Source organism: Microbulbifer sp. SAOS-129_SWC, from assembly GCF_039696035.1.
In the GTDB taxonomy this organism is placed as follows: Bacteria; Pseudomonadota; Gammaproteobacteria; order Pseudomonadales; family Cellvibrionaceae; genus Microbulbifer.
Map to the genome: position 1 here is coordinate 3,414,276 of NZ_CP155567.1, position 20,016 is coordinate 3,434,291.

19 protein-coding genes are annotated in these 20,016 nt (G+C 63.0%); 11 read left to right on the plus strand and 8 right to left on the minus strand.

Translation table 11 applies throughout. The features are described 5' to 3' along the window. Window positions 1–27 precede the first annotated feature (27 nt). Window positions 28–384, plus strand: coding sequence for a Rieske (2Fe-2S) protein (locus ABDK11_RS14830; protein ID WP_346837294.1), 357 nt, complete (start codon window positions 28–30; stop codon window positions 382–384). A 252-nt stretch (window positions 385–636) separates the two neighbouring features. Here the strand turns inward: ABDK11_RS14830 and sfsA are convergent, their stop codons facing one another. After that, on the minus strand, window positions 637–1,347 hold the full coding sequence (gene sfsA / locus ABDK11_RS14835) for a DNA/RNA nuclease SfsA (RefSeq protein ID WP_346837295.1): 711 nt from the start codon (window positions 1,345–1,347) through the stop codon (window positions 637–639). Between the two features lie 260 nt (window positions 1,348–1,607). On the opposite strand from sfsA, the gene dksA reads away from it, so the two are divergent. The 10 genes from dksA (at window position 1,608) to ABDK11_RS14885 (ending at window position 13,317) form a co-directional block, all read left to right on the plus strand. Beyond that, entirely contained in the window at window positions 1,608–2,045 is a 438-nt protein-coding gene (gene dksA / locus ABDK11_RS14840) for an RNA polymerase-binding protein DksA (RefSeq protein WP_346837296.1), read from the plus strand. Window positions 2,046–2,162: 117 nt separating this feature from the next. Further along, the gene (gene gluQRS / locus ABDK11_RS14845; RefSeq protein ID WP_346837297.1) at window positions 2,163–3,041 is read left to right on the plus strand and encodes a tRNA glutamyl-Q(34) synthetase GluQRS; all 879 of its coding nucleotides are present in this window, start codon (window positions 2,163–2,165) and stop codon (window positions 3,039–3,041) included. A 347-nt stretch (window positions 3,042–3,388) separates the two neighbouring features. After that, window positions 3,389–3,565, plus strand: coding sequence for a hypothetical protein (locus ABDK11_RS14850; protein WP_346837298.1), 177 nt, complete (start codon window positions 3,389–3,391; stop codon window positions 3,563–3,565). Continuing rightward, the gene (locus tag ABDK11_RS14855; RefSeq protein WP_346837299.1) at window positions 3,555–6,521 is read left to right on the plus strand and encodes an ATP-binding protein; all 2,967 of its coding nucleotides are present in this window, start codon (window positions 3,555–3,557) and stop codon (window positions 6,519–6,521) included. Before ABDK11_RS14850 ends, ABDK11_RS14855 begins: the two co-directional genes overlap by 11 nt. Before the next feature lie 130 nt (window positions 6,522–6,651). Then, window positions 6,652–8,037 (plus strand): sigma-54 dependent transcriptional regulator, encoded by a 1,386-nt coding sequence (locus ABDK11_RS14860; RefSeq protein ID WP_346837300.1) that lies wholly within the window; start codon window positions 6,652–6,654, stop codon window positions 8,035–8,037. Window positions 8,038–8,937: 900 nt separating this feature from the next. Beyond that, entirely contained in the window at window positions 8,938–10,296 is a 1,359-nt protein-coding gene (gene pcnB / locus ABDK11_RS14865; protein WP_346837301.1) for a polynucleotide adenylyltransferase PcnB, read from the plus strand. Beyond that, window positions 10,297–10,773 (plus strand): 2-amino-4-hydroxy-6-hydroxymethyldihydropteridine diphosphokinase, encoded by a 477-nt coding sequence (gene folK, locus ABDK11_RS14870; RefSeq protein WP_346837302.1) that lies wholly within the window; start codon window positions 10,297–10,299, stop codon window positions 10,771–10,773. 228 nt (window positions 10,774–11,001) lie between these two features. After that, window positions 11,002–11,688 (plus strand): deoxynucleoside kinase, encoded by a 687-nt coding sequence (locus tag ABDK11_RS14875; protein ID WP_346840206.1) that lies wholly within the window; start codon window positions 11,002–11,004, stop codon window positions 11,686–11,688. A gap of 4 nt (window positions 11,689–11,692) precedes the next feature. Next, window positions 11,693–12,505: a 3-methyl-2-oxobutanoate hydroxymethyltransferase gene (gene panB, locus ABDK11_RS14880; RefSeq protein WP_346837303.1), complete on the plus strand. Its 813-nt coding sequence runs from the start codon at window positions 11,693–11,695 to the stop codon at window positions 12,503–12,505. A 23-nt stretch (window positions 12,506–12,528) separates the two neighbouring features. Beyond that, window positions 12,529–13,317, plus strand: coding sequence for a thioesterase family protein (locus ABDK11_RS14885; protein WP_346837304.1), 789 nt, complete (start codon window positions 12,529–12,531; stop codon window positions 13,315–13,317). 4 nt (window positions 13,318–13,321) lie between these two features. Here the strand turns inward: ABDK11_RS14885 and ABDK11_RS14890 are convergent, their stop codons facing one another. The 7 genes from ABDK11_RS14890 to rpsO form a co-directional block, all read right to left on the minus strand. Next, on the minus strand, window positions 13,322–13,810 hold the full coding sequence (locus ABDK11_RS14890) for a DUF3291 domain-containing protein (protein WP_346837305.1): 489 nt from the start codon (window positions 13,808–13,810) through the stop codon (window positions 13,322–13,324). Between the two features lie 96 nt (window positions 13,811–13,906). After that, complete coding sequence (gene zntB, locus ABDK11_RS14895) at window positions 13,907–14,875, minus strand: zinc transporter ZntB (protein ID WP_346837306.1); 969 nt, start codon at window positions 14,873–14,875, stop codon at window positions 13,907–13,909. Between the two features lie 28 nt (window positions 14,876–14,903). Continuing rightward, window positions 14,904–15,776 (minus strand): D-hexose-6-phosphate mutarotase, encoded by an 873-nt coding sequence (locus ABDK11_RS14900; RefSeq protein ID WP_346837307.1) that lies wholly within the window; start codon window positions 15,774–15,776, stop codon window positions 14,904–14,906. Continuing rightward, window positions 15,777–16,193, minus strand: coding sequence for a GFA family protein (locus tag ABDK11_RS14905; protein WP_346837308.1), 417 nt, complete (start codon window positions 16,191–16,193; stop codon window positions 15,777–15,779). It lies immediately after the preceding gene. Then, window positions 16,186–16,824, minus strand: a complete 639-nt coding sequence (locus tag ABDK11_RS14910; RefSeq protein ID WP_346837309.1) for a hypothetical protein — start codon at window positions 16,822–16,824, stop codon at window positions 16,186–16,188. The genes ABDK11_RS14905 and ABDK11_RS14910 overlap by 8 nt, the downstream gene beginning before the upstream one ends. Before the next feature lie 215 nt (window positions 16,825–17,039). Next, a complete protein-coding gene (gene pnp / locus ABDK11_RS14915; protein ID WP_346837310.1) occupies window positions 17,040–19,160 on the minus strand; it encodes a polyribonucleotide nucleotidyltransferase in 2,121 nt (706 codons plus the stop codon). A 378-nt stretch (window positions 19,161–19,538) separates the two neighbouring features. Beyond that, window positions 19,539–19,808 carry a 30S ribosomal protein S15 gene (gene rpsO, locus ABDK11_RS14920; RefSeq protein WP_346837311.1) on the minus strand — a complete coding sequence of 90 codons (270 nt, stop codon included), beginning with the start codon at window positions 19,806–19,808 and terminating at the stop codon, window positions 19,539–19,541. Window positions 19,809–20,016: the final 208 nt, after the last annotated feature.

Consider the following 20,016-nt stretch of genomic DNA (forward strand, 5'->3'; position numbering starts at 1 on the left):
AATTCCAGCCGTGAGCACGAGTAGGTTATGCAGAAGGTTTTTCTTTGCCGTTACGACGAGTTGAGCGAAGGGCAGTCCAGGGGCTTTGCCCTCGGCCCGGAGGCGGAGCAGGATGCCGCCGGTAGCGACAATGTTTTCGCAGTGATGAAAGACGGTGAGATCTACGCCTACAAAAACGTCTGCCCGCACCGCGGTATCAACCTCGACTGGCAGGAAAACCAGTTCCTCGACCCGGACGGCGCGCTGATCCAGTGCGCCTCCCACGGCGCCCTGTTCAAGATCGAAACCGGCGAATGCATCGCCGGCCCCTGTGCCGGTGATGCGCTGACGCCGGTGCCGGTGGAGTATGCGCAGGAAGGACTGTATGTGTTGCTGGCGGACTGAAGCCGCGACTCGGTGACCTGTCGGAGCGGACCTTGTGTTCGCCCTTTTTCGTTCCCTGTGCCGTAAATAGCTGGGTGGTGGCCCTCTCGGTATTTTCTTACGAAGTGCTCAGCACTTTGCCGCCGCTGAGCAAGAACAGAGCACCGGGAAACCAATCACTCAAGGCCAGAAATAAAAAGAGAAAATACTGGGCTCCCCCGATCAAACAACGGTATTGATATCGGAAGTATTCGACCTCCCGTATTTGTTCTTCTATTTCTGAAAGGGAATCCGCTCGAAAAGTGCAATCTCTTCGGCACTCATGCGCGCACGGTAGGCAATAACCTCTACACCGGCATTCAACGCCACATCCAATGCCTCGGCATACGCAGGGTCTATTTCCCGCGCCACTTCCACCGTCTCGATCCCCGAGTGCTGCACGCAGTAGAACAGCACCGCGCGCACGCCCTGCTCGGCCAGTTTCTGCAACTCCCGCAGGTGTTTGGCGCCACGGGTGCTGACTGCGTCCGGGAACAGGCCGCGGCTGCCATCGGCGCCGTCGGCGAACGTCACGTTCTTCACCTCGATATAACAGTCGCCCGCATCGTCACTCAGCAGCAGGTCGATGCGGCTGTTTTCCTCGCCATAGCGCACTTCGCGGCGCAGCCGGGTATAGCCCTGTAACTCGGTCACCACGCCGCTGGCGATCGCCTCCTCCACCAGCGCATTGGCGCGCCCGGTGTTGACCCCGGCCAGGGCGCCATCCGGTGTGGTGGTGATTTCCAGGGTGTGGCGGTATTTGCGCTTGGGATTGCCGGAGTCGGAATACCAGCAGGGGGTATTCTCCGCCCAGCAGTTTTTCATCGACCCGGTGTTGGGGCAGTGAATGGTGAAAATTTCACCATCCGGGGTCTCGATATCCGCCAGAAAGCGCTTGTAGCGGCGCAGTAATTGCGCTCTCTGCAGGGGAGGCTCGAACTTCATCCAGGGTCTCCGGAAACGATTTTCGCGACACGATACTACAGACCTCATCCACAGCAACATTTTGTGGCGCAAGGGGCAGAGATTTGATAGTTTTCCTCGCTTCCGGTCGCTAGGGGGTTATCGGCGCCGGGTTCAGAGTCGAAGCCGGAATAGCGGTTAAAATTTAATCGACCGCATAAAAATTCCGAACTAGGCTAGATTGAATTTGGTAGTAGCGCCTCCATATTTTGGGGCCTGTTATAGATAGAGAGGCAACGACTATGCCCAAAACTGCTGCGAGCAACGAATCTCTGCACGGCTTTGAGCCCTACAAGGAGAAAAAGGGCGAAGAGTACATGAACGAGAAGCAGCAGGAGCACTTCCGCAACTTGCTGCTGGCCTGGAAAGCCGAACTGATGGCGGAAGTGGACCGCACCGTTTCCCATATGAAGGATGAAGCCGCCAACTTCCCGGATCCGGCCGACCGCGCCAGCCAGGAAGAGGAATTCAGCCTGGAACTACGCACCCGCGATCGTGAGCGCAAGCTGATCAAGAAGATTGACGCCACCATCGAGCTGATCGAACAGGACGACTACGGCTTCTGCGAGGCCTGCGGCGTCGAAATCGGCATTCGTCGCCTGGAAGCACGTCCCACCGCCACCCTGTGCGTAGACTGCAAGACCCTGGCAGAGATCAAGGAAAAGCAGATTTCCGGCTGAGGCCGTGCGCGCGGCGAGCTCTGCTCGCTGCGCGGACTCCTCCCCGACCGGCCCGCTCCCGAAGCCGACATGATTCGCCTGCAAGGCAACCTCCCACAAGCACATCCACAGCACCTCTTGAGCACTGACACCGACCGATACATCGGCCGTTTTGCCCCCTCTCCCACCGGACCGCTGCATTTCGGCTCCCTGGTCTGCGCGCTCGGCAGTTACCTGGATGCCGTTGCCCACGGCGGACAATGGCTGGTGCGCATGGAAGACCTGGATCCGCCGCGGGAAGAACCCGGCGCCGCCCAGCGTATTCTCCACACACTGCAGGCCCACGGGCTGCACGGGCACGGGCCAGTGCTGTGGCAGAGTCAGCGCCACGCGCGCTACGACGCGGTACTCCAGCAACTGCGCGAGCGCCAGCTGCTCTACCCCTGCCACTGCTCGCGGGCGCAGATCCGCAGCAACGGCGGCCACGACAACGAACGCTGCCGCGCCGGCCAATTTCCCGCTGACGGCGCCAGCGCCCTGCGCCTGCACAGCGCCGGCGCCAGCGAAACCTTTGACGATCTATGGCAGGGCCCGCAGACCCAGCAGATCCGCGAAGATACGATCCTCAAGCGCCGCGACGGCCTCTATGCCTATCAGCTCGCCGTCGTTGTGGACGATATCGACCAGGGCATCACCCATATCGTCCGCGGCGCCGACCTGCTGGAGACCAGCGGTGCCCAGCAGTTGCTGTTCCGCACCCTCGGCGCGGCGCCGCCACAGTTCGGCCACCTGCCGCTGGTGATGGGCCCCGACGGCCACCAGAAGCTCAGCAAGCAGAATCACGCGCCGGCCGTGGACGACAGCCACCCGGCACAGAACCTGTACAGCGCGCTGGCGTTTCTCGGCTTCCACGCGGCCGCCGAACTTGCCGGCGAGGCCCCCGAGCACATCCTCAAATGGGCTGCCGCCCGCTGGCAGCGCCACCAGGTGAATACCCGCAACCGGCAGCCGGGATAAGCCGGGCTCGCCGACAACTCCCCCGACCGACGTTATGCGCAACGCACTATCTGCCATAAACCATGGACCAGGGTTCGGAAGCCCCCCGCAACGGAATATGCAGGCGCCGCAGTCGGGAGCCGTTTGCGAGACATTTGCCGATCAGGCTGTTGAACAGACGGCTAGCGGCAGCGGTGCCGCCGCGGAACCGGCCACAGCGCACCCGATAACCGGAGCGCACCAGAACTGAAGCCGCAGCGCATCGCGCAATTGCACCGCAACCCGGTGCGCTTTAACATCGTCCGCCACCGTCGAACCGGAGCCACCGATGCCCGCCTGCGAGTCCCGATATTCAAGTACCGGCGTCTATGAGTAACCGCACCCTGCTAATCCTGCTGGTCCTGGTGGGTTACGTTTTCTCGCCCACCATTTTCACCTGGATGATCAATCCCGCCGGCGCCTGGTATCGGCCGTTTATTCTCTGGTTTGTCCTGATTCTGCTGGCGGTGTTCGTACAGCTGAGGCGCAAGTCCGATGAGCTTTGATGTCGCCCATATTGCGCTGATCGGCGTGGGCTATATCGCCGCGCTGTTTTTTGTCGCCTTCGCCACCTCCAAGGGCTGGCTGCCGTCGCGCTGGGTGCGCCACCCGGTGGTCTATGTGCTGTCGCTGGGCGTATCGCTGTCGGCCTGGACCTTCTACGGCATCGTCGACCTCGCCTGGCAGTATGGTTACGGCGTACTCGCCTATTATCTGGGCACCGGCGCCATGTTCCTGTTCGCGCCAGTCGCACTGGAACCGCTGGCGCGGCTGGCGCAGCGCTACCAGCTGACCTCGCCGGCGGACCTGATGGTGTTCCGCTACCACAGCCGCGAAGCCGGCACCCTCGCCACGCTGTTCATGCTGCTGGCGCTGCTGCCGCTGATTGCGCTGCAAATACAGGCGGTGGCAGAAACACTGGCGCTGCTGTCCCGCGACAGCGCCGCAACCCTGTCACTGCCCGACAGCGGCGTCAGCGGCAAAAACCTGATCGCGTTTTTCTACTGCATGCTGCTGGCGGTGTTCACCAGCATGTACGGCGCCACCCGCGAGCGGCGCGCCGGCCTGTCCGCCGCCATGGCACTGGAGTCGGTGGTCAAGCTGGTGGCCCTGCTGGCGGTGGGGTTCTACGCCGTGTACGGCGTGTTCGGCAACCTGGCCGGCCTGGACGAATGGCTGGCGCAGAACAAGGACATGCAACAGCTGCTCTACACCCCGATAAAGCAGGGATCCTCCCACACGCTGCTGCTGGTATTTATCGCCACCGCCGTGGCGATGCCTCACATCTTCTACCTGAGCGTGGCCGAGCGCCCCGCCACCGCGACACTGCGCCACGCCAGCTGGGGCTTCCCGCTGTTCCTGCTGCTGATGGCGCTGCCGATCTTCCCGATCATGTGGGCCGGGTTCGCGCTGGATGTGACCGAACCGGTGCAGTATTTCGCCCTCGCCGTCCCCCGCGCCAGCGGCTCCGCGCCGCTGACCATTCTCGCGTTTATCGGCGGCCTGTCGGCCGCCACCGGCGCGCTGGTGATGATCACGCTGGCGCTGTCGACCATGGTCATGAACCACTGGCTGCTGCCGGGCACCCGCTGGCACTCGGAGGACAACATGTACCGCCAGCTGGTGTGGCTGCGCCGCGCGCTGGTGGCGGCGCTGTTCCTGGCCGGTTTCGCCTTTTACCTGCTGCTGAACAACCGCCTGTCGCTGGCGGACCTGGCACTGCTGGCCTTTATCGCTTCGCTGCAGTTCCTGCCCGGTATCTTTGCGGTGATCCACTGGCCGCGCGGCAACCGCCGCGGCTTTATCGCCGGGCTGCTGGCCGGCATGGCGATCTGGGCGTGCGGCCTGCTGGTTCCGTCGGTAGCGGGCCTTTCCGGCATCACGCTACCCGGCACCGAACTACAGATTCCGCTGGGCATGTCCATCTGGACCCAGGTCACCACCCTGTCGCTGGCAGTCAACGTGCTGCTGTTCGTGGGGATTTCACTGCTGACCCGCACCAGCAGCATGGAGCAGTACGCCGCCGACCTGTGCAGCGACGAGTCGCTGAGTCAGGCGCTGCGCCTGGAGATGGATGTGCAGTCGGCGGCGGATTTCCGCGTGCGCCTGTCGGAAAGCCTCGGTGCCGCCACCGCCAACCAGGAGGTGAATCGCGCCCTGCAGCAACTGGGCCTGCCCGACGACGAACGCCGTCCCTACGCGCTGCGCCGCCTGCGCAACAAGCTCGACGCCAACCTGTCGGGACTGCTGGGGCGGGTACTTGCGGGACAGATCATCGACCGCCACTTCCCCTTCGTGAACAGCGACCAGCCAGCCACCAAGGATATTCACCTGATCGAAACGCGCCTGTCGCGCTACAAAAACCAGCTCACCGGGCTGGCGGCGGAGCTCAACAACCTGCGCCTGTACCACCGGCAGATGCTCGAGGAACTGCCGCTGGCGGCCTGTTCCCTCGGCCGCGACGGCGAGATACTGCTGTGGAACTACGCCATGCACGACCTCACCGGCATTGCCGCCAGCGAGGTAATCGGCTCCAAGCTCGACTACCTGGCCGAGCCCTGGAGTTCGCTACTGAGCGAATTCGCCGCGTCTGCCGACGCCAGCCGCTTCAAGCAACAGGTCAACTTCGACGGCACCAGCCACTGGTTCAACCTGCACAAGACCCGCGTCAAGAGCCGCGGCGGCAAGCGCGCGCGACCGCAGAGCGGCGACGGGCAGATGCTGCTGATGGAGGACATCACCGAGACCCAGATTCTCGAGCAGGAACTGATGCACAGCGAACGGCTGGCCTCGGTGGGCCGGCTCGCCGCCGGCGTCGCCCACGAAGTGGGCAATCCGGTCACCGGCATCGCCTGCCTGGCGCAGAACCTGCAATTCGAGTCCGACAGCACGGAAGTGCGCGACACCGCCGACCAGATCCTCAGCCAGACCCAGCGCATCAGCCGCATCGTGCACTCGCTGGTGAACTTCTCCCACAGTGGCAGTCACGACACTGACAACCGGCATGCACCGGTGGATCTGTACGCCTGCGTGCAGGAAGCGGTGCAGTTGCTGTCGCTGCAGCGCGACAAGACCCAGGTGACCTTCGACAACGCGGTGCCCGAGGACCTGATCGCGCCGGGGGACAACCAGCGCCTGATACAGGTGTTCATCAACCTGCTCAGCAATGCCCGCGACGCCAGCCCCGACGGCGGTCATATCCAGATCGAGGGCTACGTGGCGCGCGGCTGCGCCTGTATCGCCGTCACCGACGACGGCCCGGGGATCTCCGCCGAGCACCGCGAACGGATCCTGGAACCCTTTTTCACCACCAAGGAGCCGGGCCAGGGCACCGGTCTGGGGCTGGCGATGGTCTACAGCATCGTCGAGGAGCACGAGGGCCAGCTGGAGCTGGTCAGCCCCGCCCACCCGGAGAGTGGCCGTGGAGCGAAGTTCATCGTACAGCTGCCGCTCGAGAGATAACTGTCACCAAGCGCTAAAAACACGCAATAGCTGTGCAAATCTCAGCCAATTATCCCGTTTTGAGTTGCATCGAAACGCTCAGCGGGTAAAACTAGGCCTTCACTGAGCGTTTTGTAACCAGGCGTAACATATGAGCCACATCCTGATCGTCGAAGATGAAGCCATTATTCGGACGGCGCTGCGCAAGTTGCTGGAACGGCATCGCTACAAGGTCAGCGAAGCGGGCTCAGTGCGCGAGGCGACCAACAAATACCGCTTCAGCGATCTGGATCTGATCATTTCCGACCTGCGCCTGCCCGGCGCCCCGGGCACCGACCTGCTCAAGCTCGCCGGCGACGTACCGGTCCTGATCATGACCAGTTACGCCAGCCTGCGTTCCGCGGTGGATTCCATGCGGATGGGCGCCGCCGATTACATCGCCAAGCCGTTCGATCACGACGAGATGATCGCCACCGTGCGCCGGGTGATTGGCAAGGCCGAACAGAACCGCGCCCAGGCCCCGACGGGCAAGGAGTCCGGCCGTACCATCGCCGGCATGATCGGCGACAGTCCGGTGATGCGCGATCTGTACAGCCGCATTCACAAGGTGGCGCCCACTGACGCCACGGTACTGGTACATGGCGAGACCGGCACTGGTAAGGAACTGGTCGCGCGCGCCATCCACGAGGAGAGCCGCCGCGCCGGCAAAGCGCTGATTTCGGTCAACTGCGCGGCGATCCCGGAAACACTGATCGAGGCCGAACTGTTCGGTCACGAAAAAGGCGCCTTTACCGGCGCCCAGTCTGCCCGCGAGGGCCTGGTCGCCGCCGCTGACGGCGGCACCCTGTTCCTCGACGAGATCGGCGAACTGCCGCTGGAAGCCCAGGCGCGCCTGCTGCGGGTGCTGCAGGAGGGCGAAGTGCGCCCGATCGGCGCGGTGGAATCGCGCAAGGTGGATGTGCGCCTGGTGGCGGCCACCCACCGCAACCTGCGCCAGCTGGCCACCGAACGCAAGTTCCGTGAAGACCTCTACTACCGCATCAATGTGGTGCAGATGACATTGGCGCCACTGCGCGAGCGCGGCAAGGATGTGCTGGCGATCGCCGAGCACCTGCTGGAAAAATTCTGCGCCAAAGTGGAGCGCCCCACCCTCAAGCTGTCACCGGAAGCCATCCAGGCGGTAACCACCTACACCTGGCCGGGCAATGTGCGCGAGCTGGAAAACGCCATTCAGCGCGCAGTGATCCTGACCGAAGACAACAGCGCCGAGATCGACCACCGCACCCTCGATATCGACCTGGACCTGGTGCCGGTGGAGGAGGCGGATCCCGAGCGCCGCCCGCGCAGTCGCCACACCGATCCGCGCGAAGACCTGTCGCTGGAGGATTACTTCGCCCGCTTCGTGATAGAGCACCAGGACACCATGAGTGAAACCGAGCTGGCCAAGAAACTGGGGGTCAGCCGCAAATGCCTGTGGGAACGCCGCCAGAAACTGGGTATTCCGCGCAAGAAGAGCCGCCGCACCGCCGAGGTCTGATTCCGGCGCGCAGGGTTCCCGCTCTGCGCACGCCTCGCGCAACACCACAGGACCGCCTCACCCGATCAGTCAGCTGACACCCAGCCCTGCAACCGCCACCTACTCCGATACCGATGCAGCCCGCGCGCCCATGCCGGGTTGTGCCTATCACCCTGGGCGCCACATCGCGGAACTCCGCGTCACGGCGCGGGTCTCATTTTCTATACCCACCGCTGTTACCCCAGCACCGCCGGGACTTCCCACTTTGGTAACAACTGAAAGTGTTACCTCCAGCCGCCAGCGAGTAACAACTACCGCGCCATCCGTAACGCCAAAGGTTCCGCTGACGGCGTGCAAATTTTTGTAAATTTTTTAAGTTGTTGATTTATAAAGACTTTTTAAAGTTGGCACGCTAAGTGCTTTACTCTTAGTACAAACAAGAAAAACAGCCAAGAATAAAAATAAATGACTGTTTAAGCCCTAATAACAACTGACAATAAGTGGGCGCAACACAATAAGAACAACGGCGCGGTCGACAATAAAAGCAAACAGTGACCAAAACCGACAAGAACAATAAAAACAACAAAAAATAACAATAAATAATAAAAATAAGCAGAAGACAACAAAAATAACGACAAGCGCGTTACAGACTGACTGATTGTACCTGGGAGAGGGTGTTTGCTAGACAGCAAATTGATAGCGCAAGGAAGCCGCTGCCTTCATCCTAATAACAATAATTCCCATCTTCCCTTTCTTTTCTCTTACCGCTGATCTGACCCCGACCACTGTCGCGGGTTCCCGATTGCGGGCGCTCGTCTGTGCCTGTGGTAGAATGCGCCCGCACCGGCCCGGCAGCCGCCTCTTCGCGCGCGCCCGGCCCCCGGCCAATTCACATTGGCAGCAGTCAGAACAGACAGCCGTATGCTCAACACCCTGATCAGTAGTCTCAAGCGCTGGCGCAAGCCGGCAAAACCCGCGGGACCGCGCATCGTCGCCCGCAGCGACCACAATCTCTCCCGCCGCGACATCAGCCGCGCCGCGCTGACCGTCATGAAGCGCCTGCAGGACGCCGGTTTCCAGGCCTATATCGTCGGTGGCGGCGTGCGCGACCTGCTGCTCGGCGGCCACCCGAAAGATTTTGACGTCGCCACCGACGCCACGCCGGAAGAGGCCAAATCGCTGTTCCGCGGTGCCCGCATCGTCGGCCGCCGCTTCCGCATCCTGCACGCGCGCATCGGCCGCGAGATCATCGAGGTCACCACCTTCCGCGGCCACCACAGCGAGGGCGAGGCGCACGAGGCGCAACAGTCCGAGCACGGTATGCTGCTGCGCGACAATGTCTACGGTGACCTGGAGAGCGACGCGGTGCGCCGCGACTTCACCGTCAACGCCCTCTACTACACCATCAACGGTTTCGAGATTCACGACTACACCGGTGGCGTGCAGGATATTGAACAGCGCCTGATCCGCATGATCGGCGATCCCAGCACCCGCTACAAAGAAGACCCGGTGCGCATGCTGCGCGCGGTGCGCTTCGCCGCCAAACTGGATTTCCAGATCGAGGCAAAGACCGCCGCGCCACTGCGCGAGCTGGCGCCGCTGCTGCGCAACATCGCCCCCGCGCGGCTGTTCGACGAAGTACTGAAACTGCTGATGAGCGGCCACGGCGAGCGCACTTTCGAACTGATGCGCGAACACGGCCTGTGGCGGCACCTGTTCCCCGACAACGCCGCCTTGCTCGACGACTCCTCCGCCCTGGCACTGACACGCCTGGCGCTGCGCAATACCGACGCGCGTATCCGCGCCGACAAGCGCGTCACGCCGGCGTTCCTGTACGCCGCCCTGCTGTGGCCCGCAGTCAGGAATGAACAGCAGCACCTGGTCGATAAGGGCACCCCGCCGGTGCCGGCACTGGCCCAGGCCGCACAAAAGATCACCGCCGCGCAGCTGGTGCACACGGCCATTCCCAAGCGCTTCTCCCTGCCGATGCGCGAAATCTGGGACCTGCAATTGCGCCTGCCGCAGCGCAACGGCAGCCGCGCGCAGCGCCTCAGCGAGCAATCGCGCTTCCGCGCCGGTTACGACTTCCTGCTGCTGCGCGAAGAGTCCGGCGAGATAGCCCCCGGGCTCGGCCAGTGGTGGACCGATTTCCAGCAGGCCGATGCCGAACAGCGCCAGCAGATGGTGCAGAAACTGCAGCGCCCGGGCGGCAGCAAGGGCGGACGCCGCCGCGGCCGCGGATCCCGCGGCGGGCGCCGGCGCAATCCGCAGAACGAATAAATGGCCCGCGCCTACATTGGCCTCGGCAGCAATCTGGCCGAGCCACAACGGCAACTCCGCAGTGCACTCGACGCCATCGCCGCGCTGGAAGAGACCCGGCTGCTGCGCTGCTCCAGCTTCTACCGCAGTGCACCGGTGGGCCCTGCGGGGCAGCCGGATTACATCAACGCGGTGGCCGAACTGGAAACCGCGCTGGCCCCCCTGCACTTGCTCGACCGGCTGCAGGCCGTTGAGGCCGCCCACGGCCGCGAGCGCCATGTGCGCTGGGGTGCCCGCACTCTCGATTTGGATATACTGTTGCTCGACGCGCAGCGCATCGACACGCCGCGCCTGCAGGTCCCCCACCCGCGCATGACCGAACGCAACTTCGTGCTGGTGCCGCTGGCAGAACTGGAGCCTGACTTGCAACTGCCGTCAGGGGAATCCATACAGGCACTGTTGCGGCAATGCCCGGAAAACCGCCTGGAAAAAATCTGAAAGCGGACGATGCCGGGACCCGGCGATGGTATACCCGGATCGAGCCGGAACGGGCGCAGGCAAGATTCGCTTCAGCTGCTCAGCCAGCGCCACAGCGGATTTTGCCCACGCGCGTAGATCTTTAGGGGCGAACCTTGTGTTCGCCCTGCTCGCAGCTGGCACCAGGGGGGCCGCGACAACCCGAGTGGTGGCGCCAGGCGCGGTGGAATGAATAAAGGAGTCTATTCAATGGTCAACGAAACCGGCGAAAACCACCCGGACGAACCCAACCTGAGCGGCAAGACGCTGCCGCGATTTATCGCCGTCGAAGGCAATATCGGTGTCGGCAAGACCACCCTGGCAAAAAAACTCGCCGCCACTTTCAATTACGACACATTGCTGGAGCTGCCCGAGGACAACCCGTTTCTCGAGCGCTTCTACCGCGACCCCAAAAGCGCCGCCCTGCCCACGCAGCTGCACTTCCTGCTGCAGCGCTCACAGCAGATCCAGGCCCTGCGCCAGGACGATCTGTTCAAGCCGGTGCGGGTCTCCGACTTCCTGATCGAAAAGGACCAGCTGTTCGCCGAAGTCACCCTGGACTCCGATGAGCTGGCGCTGTACCAGCAGGTTTACCAACACGTCACGCTGCAGGCACCGAAACCTGACCTGGTGATCTACCTGCAGGCGCCCCTGGAAGTACTGCAGGAGCGCATCCGCACCCGCGGTATTGCCGCCGAGCGCGCCATCGGTAACGAATACCTGGCGACGCTGAACGACGCCTACACCAACTTTTTCCACTACTACGATGAGGCTCCTCTGCTGATCGTCAACAGCGAGGATATCGACATCGTCGACCGCCCACAGGACTACCGCCAGCTGGTGGAGTATATGCTCACCATCAACAGCGGCCGCCACTACTACAACCCGGGAAACTGACGTTATGTATGCACCCACTGCCCTGGAAAAAACGGTCACCATCCAGACGCTGCGCAAGATGAAAGCCGCCGGCGAGAAATTTATTACCGTTGCCCTCTACGACGCGCCGATGGCGGCGATGGCCCAGAAGACCGGCGTCGAAGCGGTATTGATCGGCGACTCCCTGGGGATGACCGTGCTCGGCTACGAAAGCACCATCCCGGTGACCATGGAGCAGATGATCTACCACGTGGAAGCGGTAGCGCGCGGCAACAGGAAATCCCTGATTCTCGGCGACATGCCGTTTATGACCTACGCCACCCCGGAGCAGGCGCTCACCAACGCCACCCGCATCATGCAGGCCGGCGCGCATATGGTAAAAATTGAGGGTGGCGCCTGGCTCGCGGAAACGGTGAGGATGCTCACCGACCGCGGCATCCCGGTGTGCGCCCACCTGGGGCTCACACCGCAGTCGGTACACAAACTGGGCGGCTTTCGCGTACAGGGCCGCGACGAGGAAACCGCCGGGGAAATTCTCGACGATGCCGCCGCCCTGGACGAGGCCGGCGCGGACCTGCTGGTACTCGAGTGTGTGCCCGCGGCGCTGGCCAAGCGCATCACCGAATCCGTGGCCATGCCCACCATCGGCATCGGCGCCGGCCCGCATACCGACGCGCAGGTATTGGTCATCAACGACATCCTCGGCCTCACCGAGCAGCCGCCCAAATTCTCGAAGAACTTCCTGATTGAAGCGGGCGACATCCCCGGCGCGCTGAGCAAATACGCCGCGGACGTCAAGAATGGCGTTTTCCCCGACGACGCCCACACCTTCAACTGATCTTCGCCGGCACAGGACGCAGTATGCACTTCGATCAACTACTCGAACCCTGCCGCAACGGCGGCGATACGCAAATTCCTACCAGCTGGGGCCAGGGCCGCGCCACCTTCGGCGGCCTGGTGGCCGCGATGCTGTATGAAAAGATTGCAGCCGCTGCCGGTACCGACGCGAGTCTGCGCTCACTCACGTTTTCCTTCGTCGCACCGGTTGCCAGCGGGGCGGTGACGCTCAGCGCCGATGTGCTGCGCGCAGGCCGCTCGGTTACGCAGGTAGAGGGTCGGCTGATGCAGGATGGCAAACCGGCGCTGGCGGCGCTGGCCGCCTTCGGCAGCGCACGGCAATCGGGTATTCGCGTCGACTGCGACAGGGCACCCGTTTTCAAGGCGCCCGAGGATTGCCCGGCATTGCCATCGATCCCCGGCGTGGTACCCGAATTTACCCGACATTTCGACTACCGTATCGCCCGCGGCCAGCTACCGTTCAGTGGCAGCAGTGACCCGCAGCTGGGCGGCTGGGTGCGCTTCACAGACAGCGAGGACGCAGCGGTGTCCGTGCCCCAGCTGCTGGCCCTGATCGACGCTTGGCCGCCGGCATTGCTGCCGATGCTGGGTAAACCCGCACCGGCCAGCTCGCTGACCTGGACGCTGGAGTTGACGGAACCACTGCCAACCCATGGTGGCGGCGACTGGTGGCAGTATCTGGCCGAGGTGGAGCAGGCCGCAGACGGCTATGGCGTCATCAGCGCGCGGCTGTGGGATGCCGATGGCAAGCTGGTGGCCTTCAGCCGCCAGACCGTGACCGTGTTCGACTGAAGGCTCACGCCGATTGCGGACTCGGTGTCGGGCCAGGCACGGATTCCGGTGGTGGGCAGGGGCGCGCGAAGGTAAACGCCGCGGCAGTGGAACCGCCCTCCTGCAGTGCGGCCAGCGCCCGTCGGGCATCATCGATGGTCGGCAGTGTACCGGCGGGAATCCACCACAGGGCCAGGCTCGGTGCTGCCATCTTCTCGAACCAGCTTTTCTTGTTCTGCAGCAGTTTCAGGTGATCGCCGGCGTAGACATAGTCTTTCAGTGTCGACAGTGATTCCCACACCGACATATTGACGATAATGCGCGGATCGCCAAACGCGTCGATTGACGTCGCGTCGCCATCATCGGTCTGCAACCGCCAGACAAAGCCGGGGCTGCGATCGGCCAGTGCATTGATCGCATCCAGTTGCTCGACAAAGCCGCGCATGATGTCGCTGTCGAGGGAGCCCCTGGCGCGGGCGATATTGACCTGGGCCAAATGAAAGTGTGCGGACATCTCCCTGTCTCCTTGTTTGAAGTTTTGCGCGGCCGCCGGTGCCAACACTCAGCAGCGCGTTAAATAATGCCGGCCACACCTGTATCCGGCCAGCCGTCACAGCCATTTGTTCCAGCGGAAGATCACGACCTGCAGGACCACCGCCACCACCAGTAATGCACAGAAGATCAGGAAGGCTGCCGGGTAATCGGCGCCGGGGATTCCCCCTACATTGATACCCAGCAGACCGGTCAGAAAACCGAGCGGCAGAAAAATTGCCGCGACCACCGAGAGCACATACATGCGGTTGTTGAGCTGTTCCGACGTGCGGCTCAACAGCTCTTCCTGGGTGACGGCGGCGCGCTCGCGCACCGCGTCGATATCTTCGATATGGCGCAGCAGGCGATCGCTCACTTCGCGCAGCTGGATGCGGTTGTGCTCGTCGAACCAGGACATCTTTTCCACCAGCATGCGCGCCAGTGCCTCGCGCTGCGGCGACAGGTAGCGGCGCAGTGTGATGGTCTGCTTGCGCAGCAGCGCCAGCTCCGAACGCATCGCCGCGCTGTTGGAGTCCAGTACCCGCCCTTCCAGCTCGTCTGCGGTATCCTCGAAAGTATCCACGGTGTCGCTCATGCGCCACACCAGCAGGTCGGTGAGTCCCACCACGAGAGCCGCGGCACTGCCCGGCCCACGGACATCGCGCAGTTGTTCGGCGAGGTCGCTGACCGACAGCAGCCGGCGCCGGCGCGTGCTGATAACCCGGTGTTGCTCGACCCACAGGCGCACCGAGACCATGTCCTCCGGCTGCGATTCCGGGTTGAGATTGACCCCGCGCAGGGCGAGTAACAGGCCGTCGCCGATCGCCGTGGCCCGCGGCCGCGTTTCCTCGGTAAGCAGCGCTTCGGCCACCAGCGGCGACAGGCCACTGTCCTCGCGCAGCCACTGCTGGACCTGGGTATCCGTGTAATCGAAGTGCAGCCACAGCACCCCGTGCTGCGGCCGCCACTCCTGCACCTCGCGCCAGCTCAGTTCGCGACCACCACCGCGGCCGTCGAGCAGGAACGCGTGTATCAGCCCGGCCTGCATAGTACCTCCCGTGTCACCGGCCATGCGCTCAGCGGCTCAACAGCAGGGCCGCGCGAGCGGATTCACCGGCCTCCAGCTGCCAGCTGTTGTCGAACGCATTACCGTGCTCGACGCAGACATATTCACGGAAGTGTGCCCCGACATCATCGAGTCCGGCAGCCAGCTCAGCGCCGGGATTCCAGGCAATGACGGTGTGGCAGTTATCGCTGCTGGCATTGATCGGGCAGCGCTCGGCGATGCGCTGGTGCGCGGGGGCGTGCAGGTAAATACGATCCACCTCGCCGGGAAAGTCCAGCGGCCCGCGCTGCGTGGCGCGGGCCAGGCCGCGGGTGTTGTCGAGATAGTCGGTGGCCTCGAGTCCGTGCACTTCGATCGCACCGATATCGGCCACCGGGAAGTAGGTGTGCCAGGCCCAGCTGTACTCCGTCACCTCGGCGCCGCCGTGCTTCAGGTGCATCTGCAGCTGCAGCTCGCGCCCGAGACGCATCGTCACCGCACATTCGAACGGTGCAGCGAACAGTTCATCGCCGGGATGGCGGTAAACAAAGCGCAATTCCACCTCGCCGCTCGCCAGCGCGCGTGCACTGTCCAGCAGCCACGGTCGGTTGCGCACCAGACCGTGCTTGGGTTTGCCCGGATCCTGCCGGTGGATGCCGAACCAGGGCAGGCACAGTGGAATACCACCGCGCACCGCCCTGCCCGGTTCGAATTTGGCCTCGGGGCTGAGCCACAGCAACGGCTCGCGCCCACGGGCCTGAAATTCCAGTAACTGCGCCCCCTGCTCGGCGATCACCGCCCGGCACAGGGGTGTTTCCACCACCAGCAGCGACAGGCCGGGCTTGCCGTAGACGGCACCGCTGTCGGTGCTGGATATACAATCAACGCTGTCTGCCTGGTGCATTCAGTGATCCTCCTGTTTGCTGAGATGGGCCAGAGCCCCGGCGTGTGCCTCCCAGTTCTGCCCGTCAAACGGCTCCACTTCCACCCCTTCGGGCGGCGTATCGAGACAGCGCAGGTTGACGCTGTAGCCATCGGGATTGGAGCGCGGGATATAAAATGATTTTACCCCGCAGTGCCTGCAGAAATAGTGACGGGCAACGCCGGTATTGAAGGTATAACAACTGAGGTCGGCCTCGCCGCGCAGTAACTCGAAATCGTCGGCGGCAACGATCAGGTGCTCGAACCCGACCATCCGGCAGATGGAACAGTTGCAGGCGTGTGCAACCAGCGGCGCGCCCGGAGTGCGGGCGATTACGGCGCGAAAGCGCACCGCGCCGCAATGACAGCCCCCCTCGACTGCCGCCTTTGTATCAACCATTTTGTCCTCCCCGCGCGAACAGCGGTCGGGCGCACAACAGTGACAGCGCACCTGCGGCCAGTAATAGGTGGAACCAGTTGGTGCGCGCCAGCCCCAGTACACGCATCGCGCCCGTGCCGATTGCGAGGCCAGCAAAGATCACCAGCGCGGCTCCCATTGCGAGCGGCAGCGCCAGGCGCGCCGGCAGGCGCCGGCGGCCAGACACTTCGAAAAGCGCCACCACCAGCCACAACAGCAATCCCAGTGCGGAGCACTCGCGCACCGCTGCGGCAGGCATCAGCGTACCGCCCAGGGCCAGCGCGACCAGCAGTGCGACCGCGACCAGCATGGCGCCGCGGGAGGCCGTCGCGGCCTCGACCCGCGCCCACAACAGGGCAATCCCCGCAGACAGGAAGGTAGTAACGCTGGAAAGCTGGGACAGGGTGTGGTGCAGCGCGGTGGAATGCGGGTTGATGCCGTAGCGGTAGGCGCCGGCGAAAGCGGCCAGCGCCAGTGCCAGCTGGCCGGCAATCATCAACAGCGCCGGCGCGCGAGCCTGCCGGGGGTCGCGCGCGATAAGCCAGAACTGGCTGGCGACCAGCAGCGCTGCCAGTGCCAGCAGCACTTCCATAAGCCAGTAACTACTGCCCAAATTCTCTCTCCCTGGTAAGCGGGGTATTCCCGGTCGCTGTTCGCCCGATTCTACCGAAAGCGGATCAGAGGTCACACCCATGCGGCGGGGCTAAGTGCAAATCGACGGTCCGCTGTGGTTGTCCGGGTGCGGGCCGCGGACATAAAAAAACCCGGCGGCTGCCGGGTTCTTTGTCGGGGGCACAGTACCTGTGCCCCGCTGCGTCGCAAAAGCGATCAACCTTCGCTGGAAGGCTGCTCCTGCTGCTCCTCGGCGCGATCGGCCTTGGCTTCCTTGATGGACAGCTTGATGCGGCCGCGCTGGTCCACGTCCAGCACCTTGACGAACACCTTCTGGCCTTCGCTCAGGTAATCGGTGACCGCGTTGACGCGCTCTTCGGCGATCTGGGAGATATGCACCAGACCGTCTTTACCCGGCAGGAAGTTGACGAAAGCGCCGAAGTCCACGATACGCACCACGGTGCCCTCGTAGATAGCGCCGATCTCGGCTTCCGCGGTGATTTCCTCGATGCGGGTAACCGCCGCTTCCAGGCTCTCGCCGTCTTCACCGAAGACCTTCACGGTACCGTCATCTTCGATATCGATGGTCGCACCGGTATCTTCGGTGATGGAGCGGATGGTGGCGCCGCCTTTGCCGATCACGTCGCGGATCTTGTCCGGATGGATCTTCAGGGTGGCGTAGCGCGGAGCGTTCTCATTCACGGTGGAACGGGATGCACCAATGACCTTGTTCATCTCCGCGAGGATATGCAGACGCGCGTGCAGGGCCTGCTCCAGCGCGGTCTCCATGATCTCTTCGGTGATGCCTTCGATCTTGATGTCCATCTGCAGCGCGGTCACACCAGAGGCGGTACCGGCCACTTTGAAGTCCATGTCGCCGAGGTGGTCTTCGTCACCGAGGATATCGGTCAGAACCGCATAACCTTCCTCTTCCTTCACCAGGCCCATGGCGATACCGGCGACCGGTGCCTTCAGCGGCACGCCGGCGTCCATCAGCGCCAGGCTGGAGCCACACACGGACGCCATGGAGCTGGAACCATTGGATTCGGTGATCTCGGACACGACGCGCACGGTGTAGGGGAAGTCGTCCGGGTTCGGCAGCACGGCAGCGATACCGCGGCGCGCCAGGCGGCCGTGACCGATCTCGCGACGGCCAGTGGCACCGACACGACCCGCTTCACCGACGGAATAGGGCGGGAAGTTGTAGTGCAGCATGAAGTAATCTTTGCGCTCGCCTTCGAGGGCATCGATGATCTGCGCATCGCGGGTTGCGCCGAGGGTGGCTACGACCAGGGCCTGGGTCTCGCCGCGGGTAAACAGCGCGGAACCGTGACCTTTTGGCAGTACGCCGACTTCGGTTGAGATCGGACGCACGGTCTTGGTGTCGCGACCGTCGATACGCGCTTCGCCGCGCACCACCGCGCCGCGCACGATTTTCTTCTCCAGCTTGCCGAAGTAGCTCTTGACGGTACCTTCGTCCAGCTCCTCGGTGGCCAGTGCCTCAGCGGCTTCGCTGCGCAGCTCACCCAGGCGCGCGGTGCGCTCCTGCTTGTCAGTGATCTTGTAGGCTGCCGCCACTTTCTCACCGAACTGGCTTTCCAGTGCCGCTTTCAGCTCTTCGTTGACTGCGGCCGGCTGCCAATCCCAGGTGGGCTTGCCGGCTTCGGCTTTCAGCTCTTCACAGACTTTGACCACCGCCTGCATTTCCTGGTGGGCGAACAGTACCGCGCCCAGCATGATGTCTTCCGGCAGCTCTTTGGCTTCGGATTCAACCATCAGCACGGCGTCTTTGGTGCCGGCTACGACCATGTCCAGCTCGGAGCCTTTCAGGGCACTGAAAGTCGGGTTCAGCAGGTAGCCATCTTCCTGGGAGTAGCCCACACGCGCAGCACCGATCGGGCCGCCAAACGGGATACCGGAGACGGACAGGGCCGCAGAGGTACCGATCATGCCGGCGATATCCGGATCCACGTCTTTTTCCGCGGACAGCACGGTGATCATCACCTGCACTTCGTTCATGAAGCCGTTCGGGAACAGCGGGCGGATCGGACGGTCGATCAGGCGGGAAGTCAGTGTTTCTTTTTCGGACGGACGGCCTTCGCGCTTGAAGAAGCCACCGGGAATCTTGCCGGCCGCATAGGCCTTCTCTTGATAGTGTACGGACAGCGGGAAGAACGGCTGATCGGGCCTGGCTTCCTTGGCACCGACGACGGTACACAGCACAACGGTCTCACCCATGGTAACCAGCGCCGCACCGGTGGCCTGGCGCGCGACGCGGCCGGTCTCGATGGTGACTTGCTGATTGCCGTACTGGAAAGTTTTGCTTACTGGATTCACTAGTATTTTCCTATTTCCTATCGGTTACTGGCCCATTCCAGCAACCCCTACAGGTGGCCCGTCAACTCAAGGGCCCAGATAGCGCGGTACGGAAACGTACCGTCACCGGCGGTGCCGGCGGGAGCGGCCAACAGCCGGCAGGTTCACACACCTGCCCCAGGCTTCTGGACGCAATTGCGGGGAAGTGACCGAAATGTCACTTCCCCGCAAGTCGATCAGCGGTGCACGGATGCACCGCCGGCGCCAGCGTCCACAAGCCAGCGGAATGATACTTCGGCGCTCGCCTTTTGGACGCGACTGCCGGAAAGTGACAGGGACGTTACTTTCCGGCAGCAGGTAAATAGAAGAATGCCCGCCAGTGGCGGGCATTCCAGGGTCTTAGCGACGCAGGCCGAGCTTGGCGATCAGCTGTGCGTAACGGTTCAGATCCTTTTTCTTCAGGTAATCCAGCAGCTTGCGGCGCTGGTTTACCATGCGGATCAGGCCACGACGGGAGTGGTGATCCTGCTTGTGTGCAGAGAAGTGTCCCTGCAGCTTGTTGATGTTGGCGGTCAGCAGGGCTACCTGGACTTCCGGAGAACCGGTATCGCCTTCAGATTGGCCGTGCTCTTTCAGGATTGCTGCTTTTTCAACGGCAGTCAGTGCCATAACGATATACCTCGTCGTAACATGCTTAAATAAACGATTCGGCCAGCCCGAGCATGTTTTCAGACTGGCTAGTCGGTTTGCTAACCCGGCCATGGAAGGCCGGGCCGCTAATCGAGCACGTAAGTGCTTGATTTGTCGTGGAGGGTTTGCGGACATGTGCCGCAAACCCGGGTTGAAAAATGCCAAGGACGGCATTTTTCAACAACCT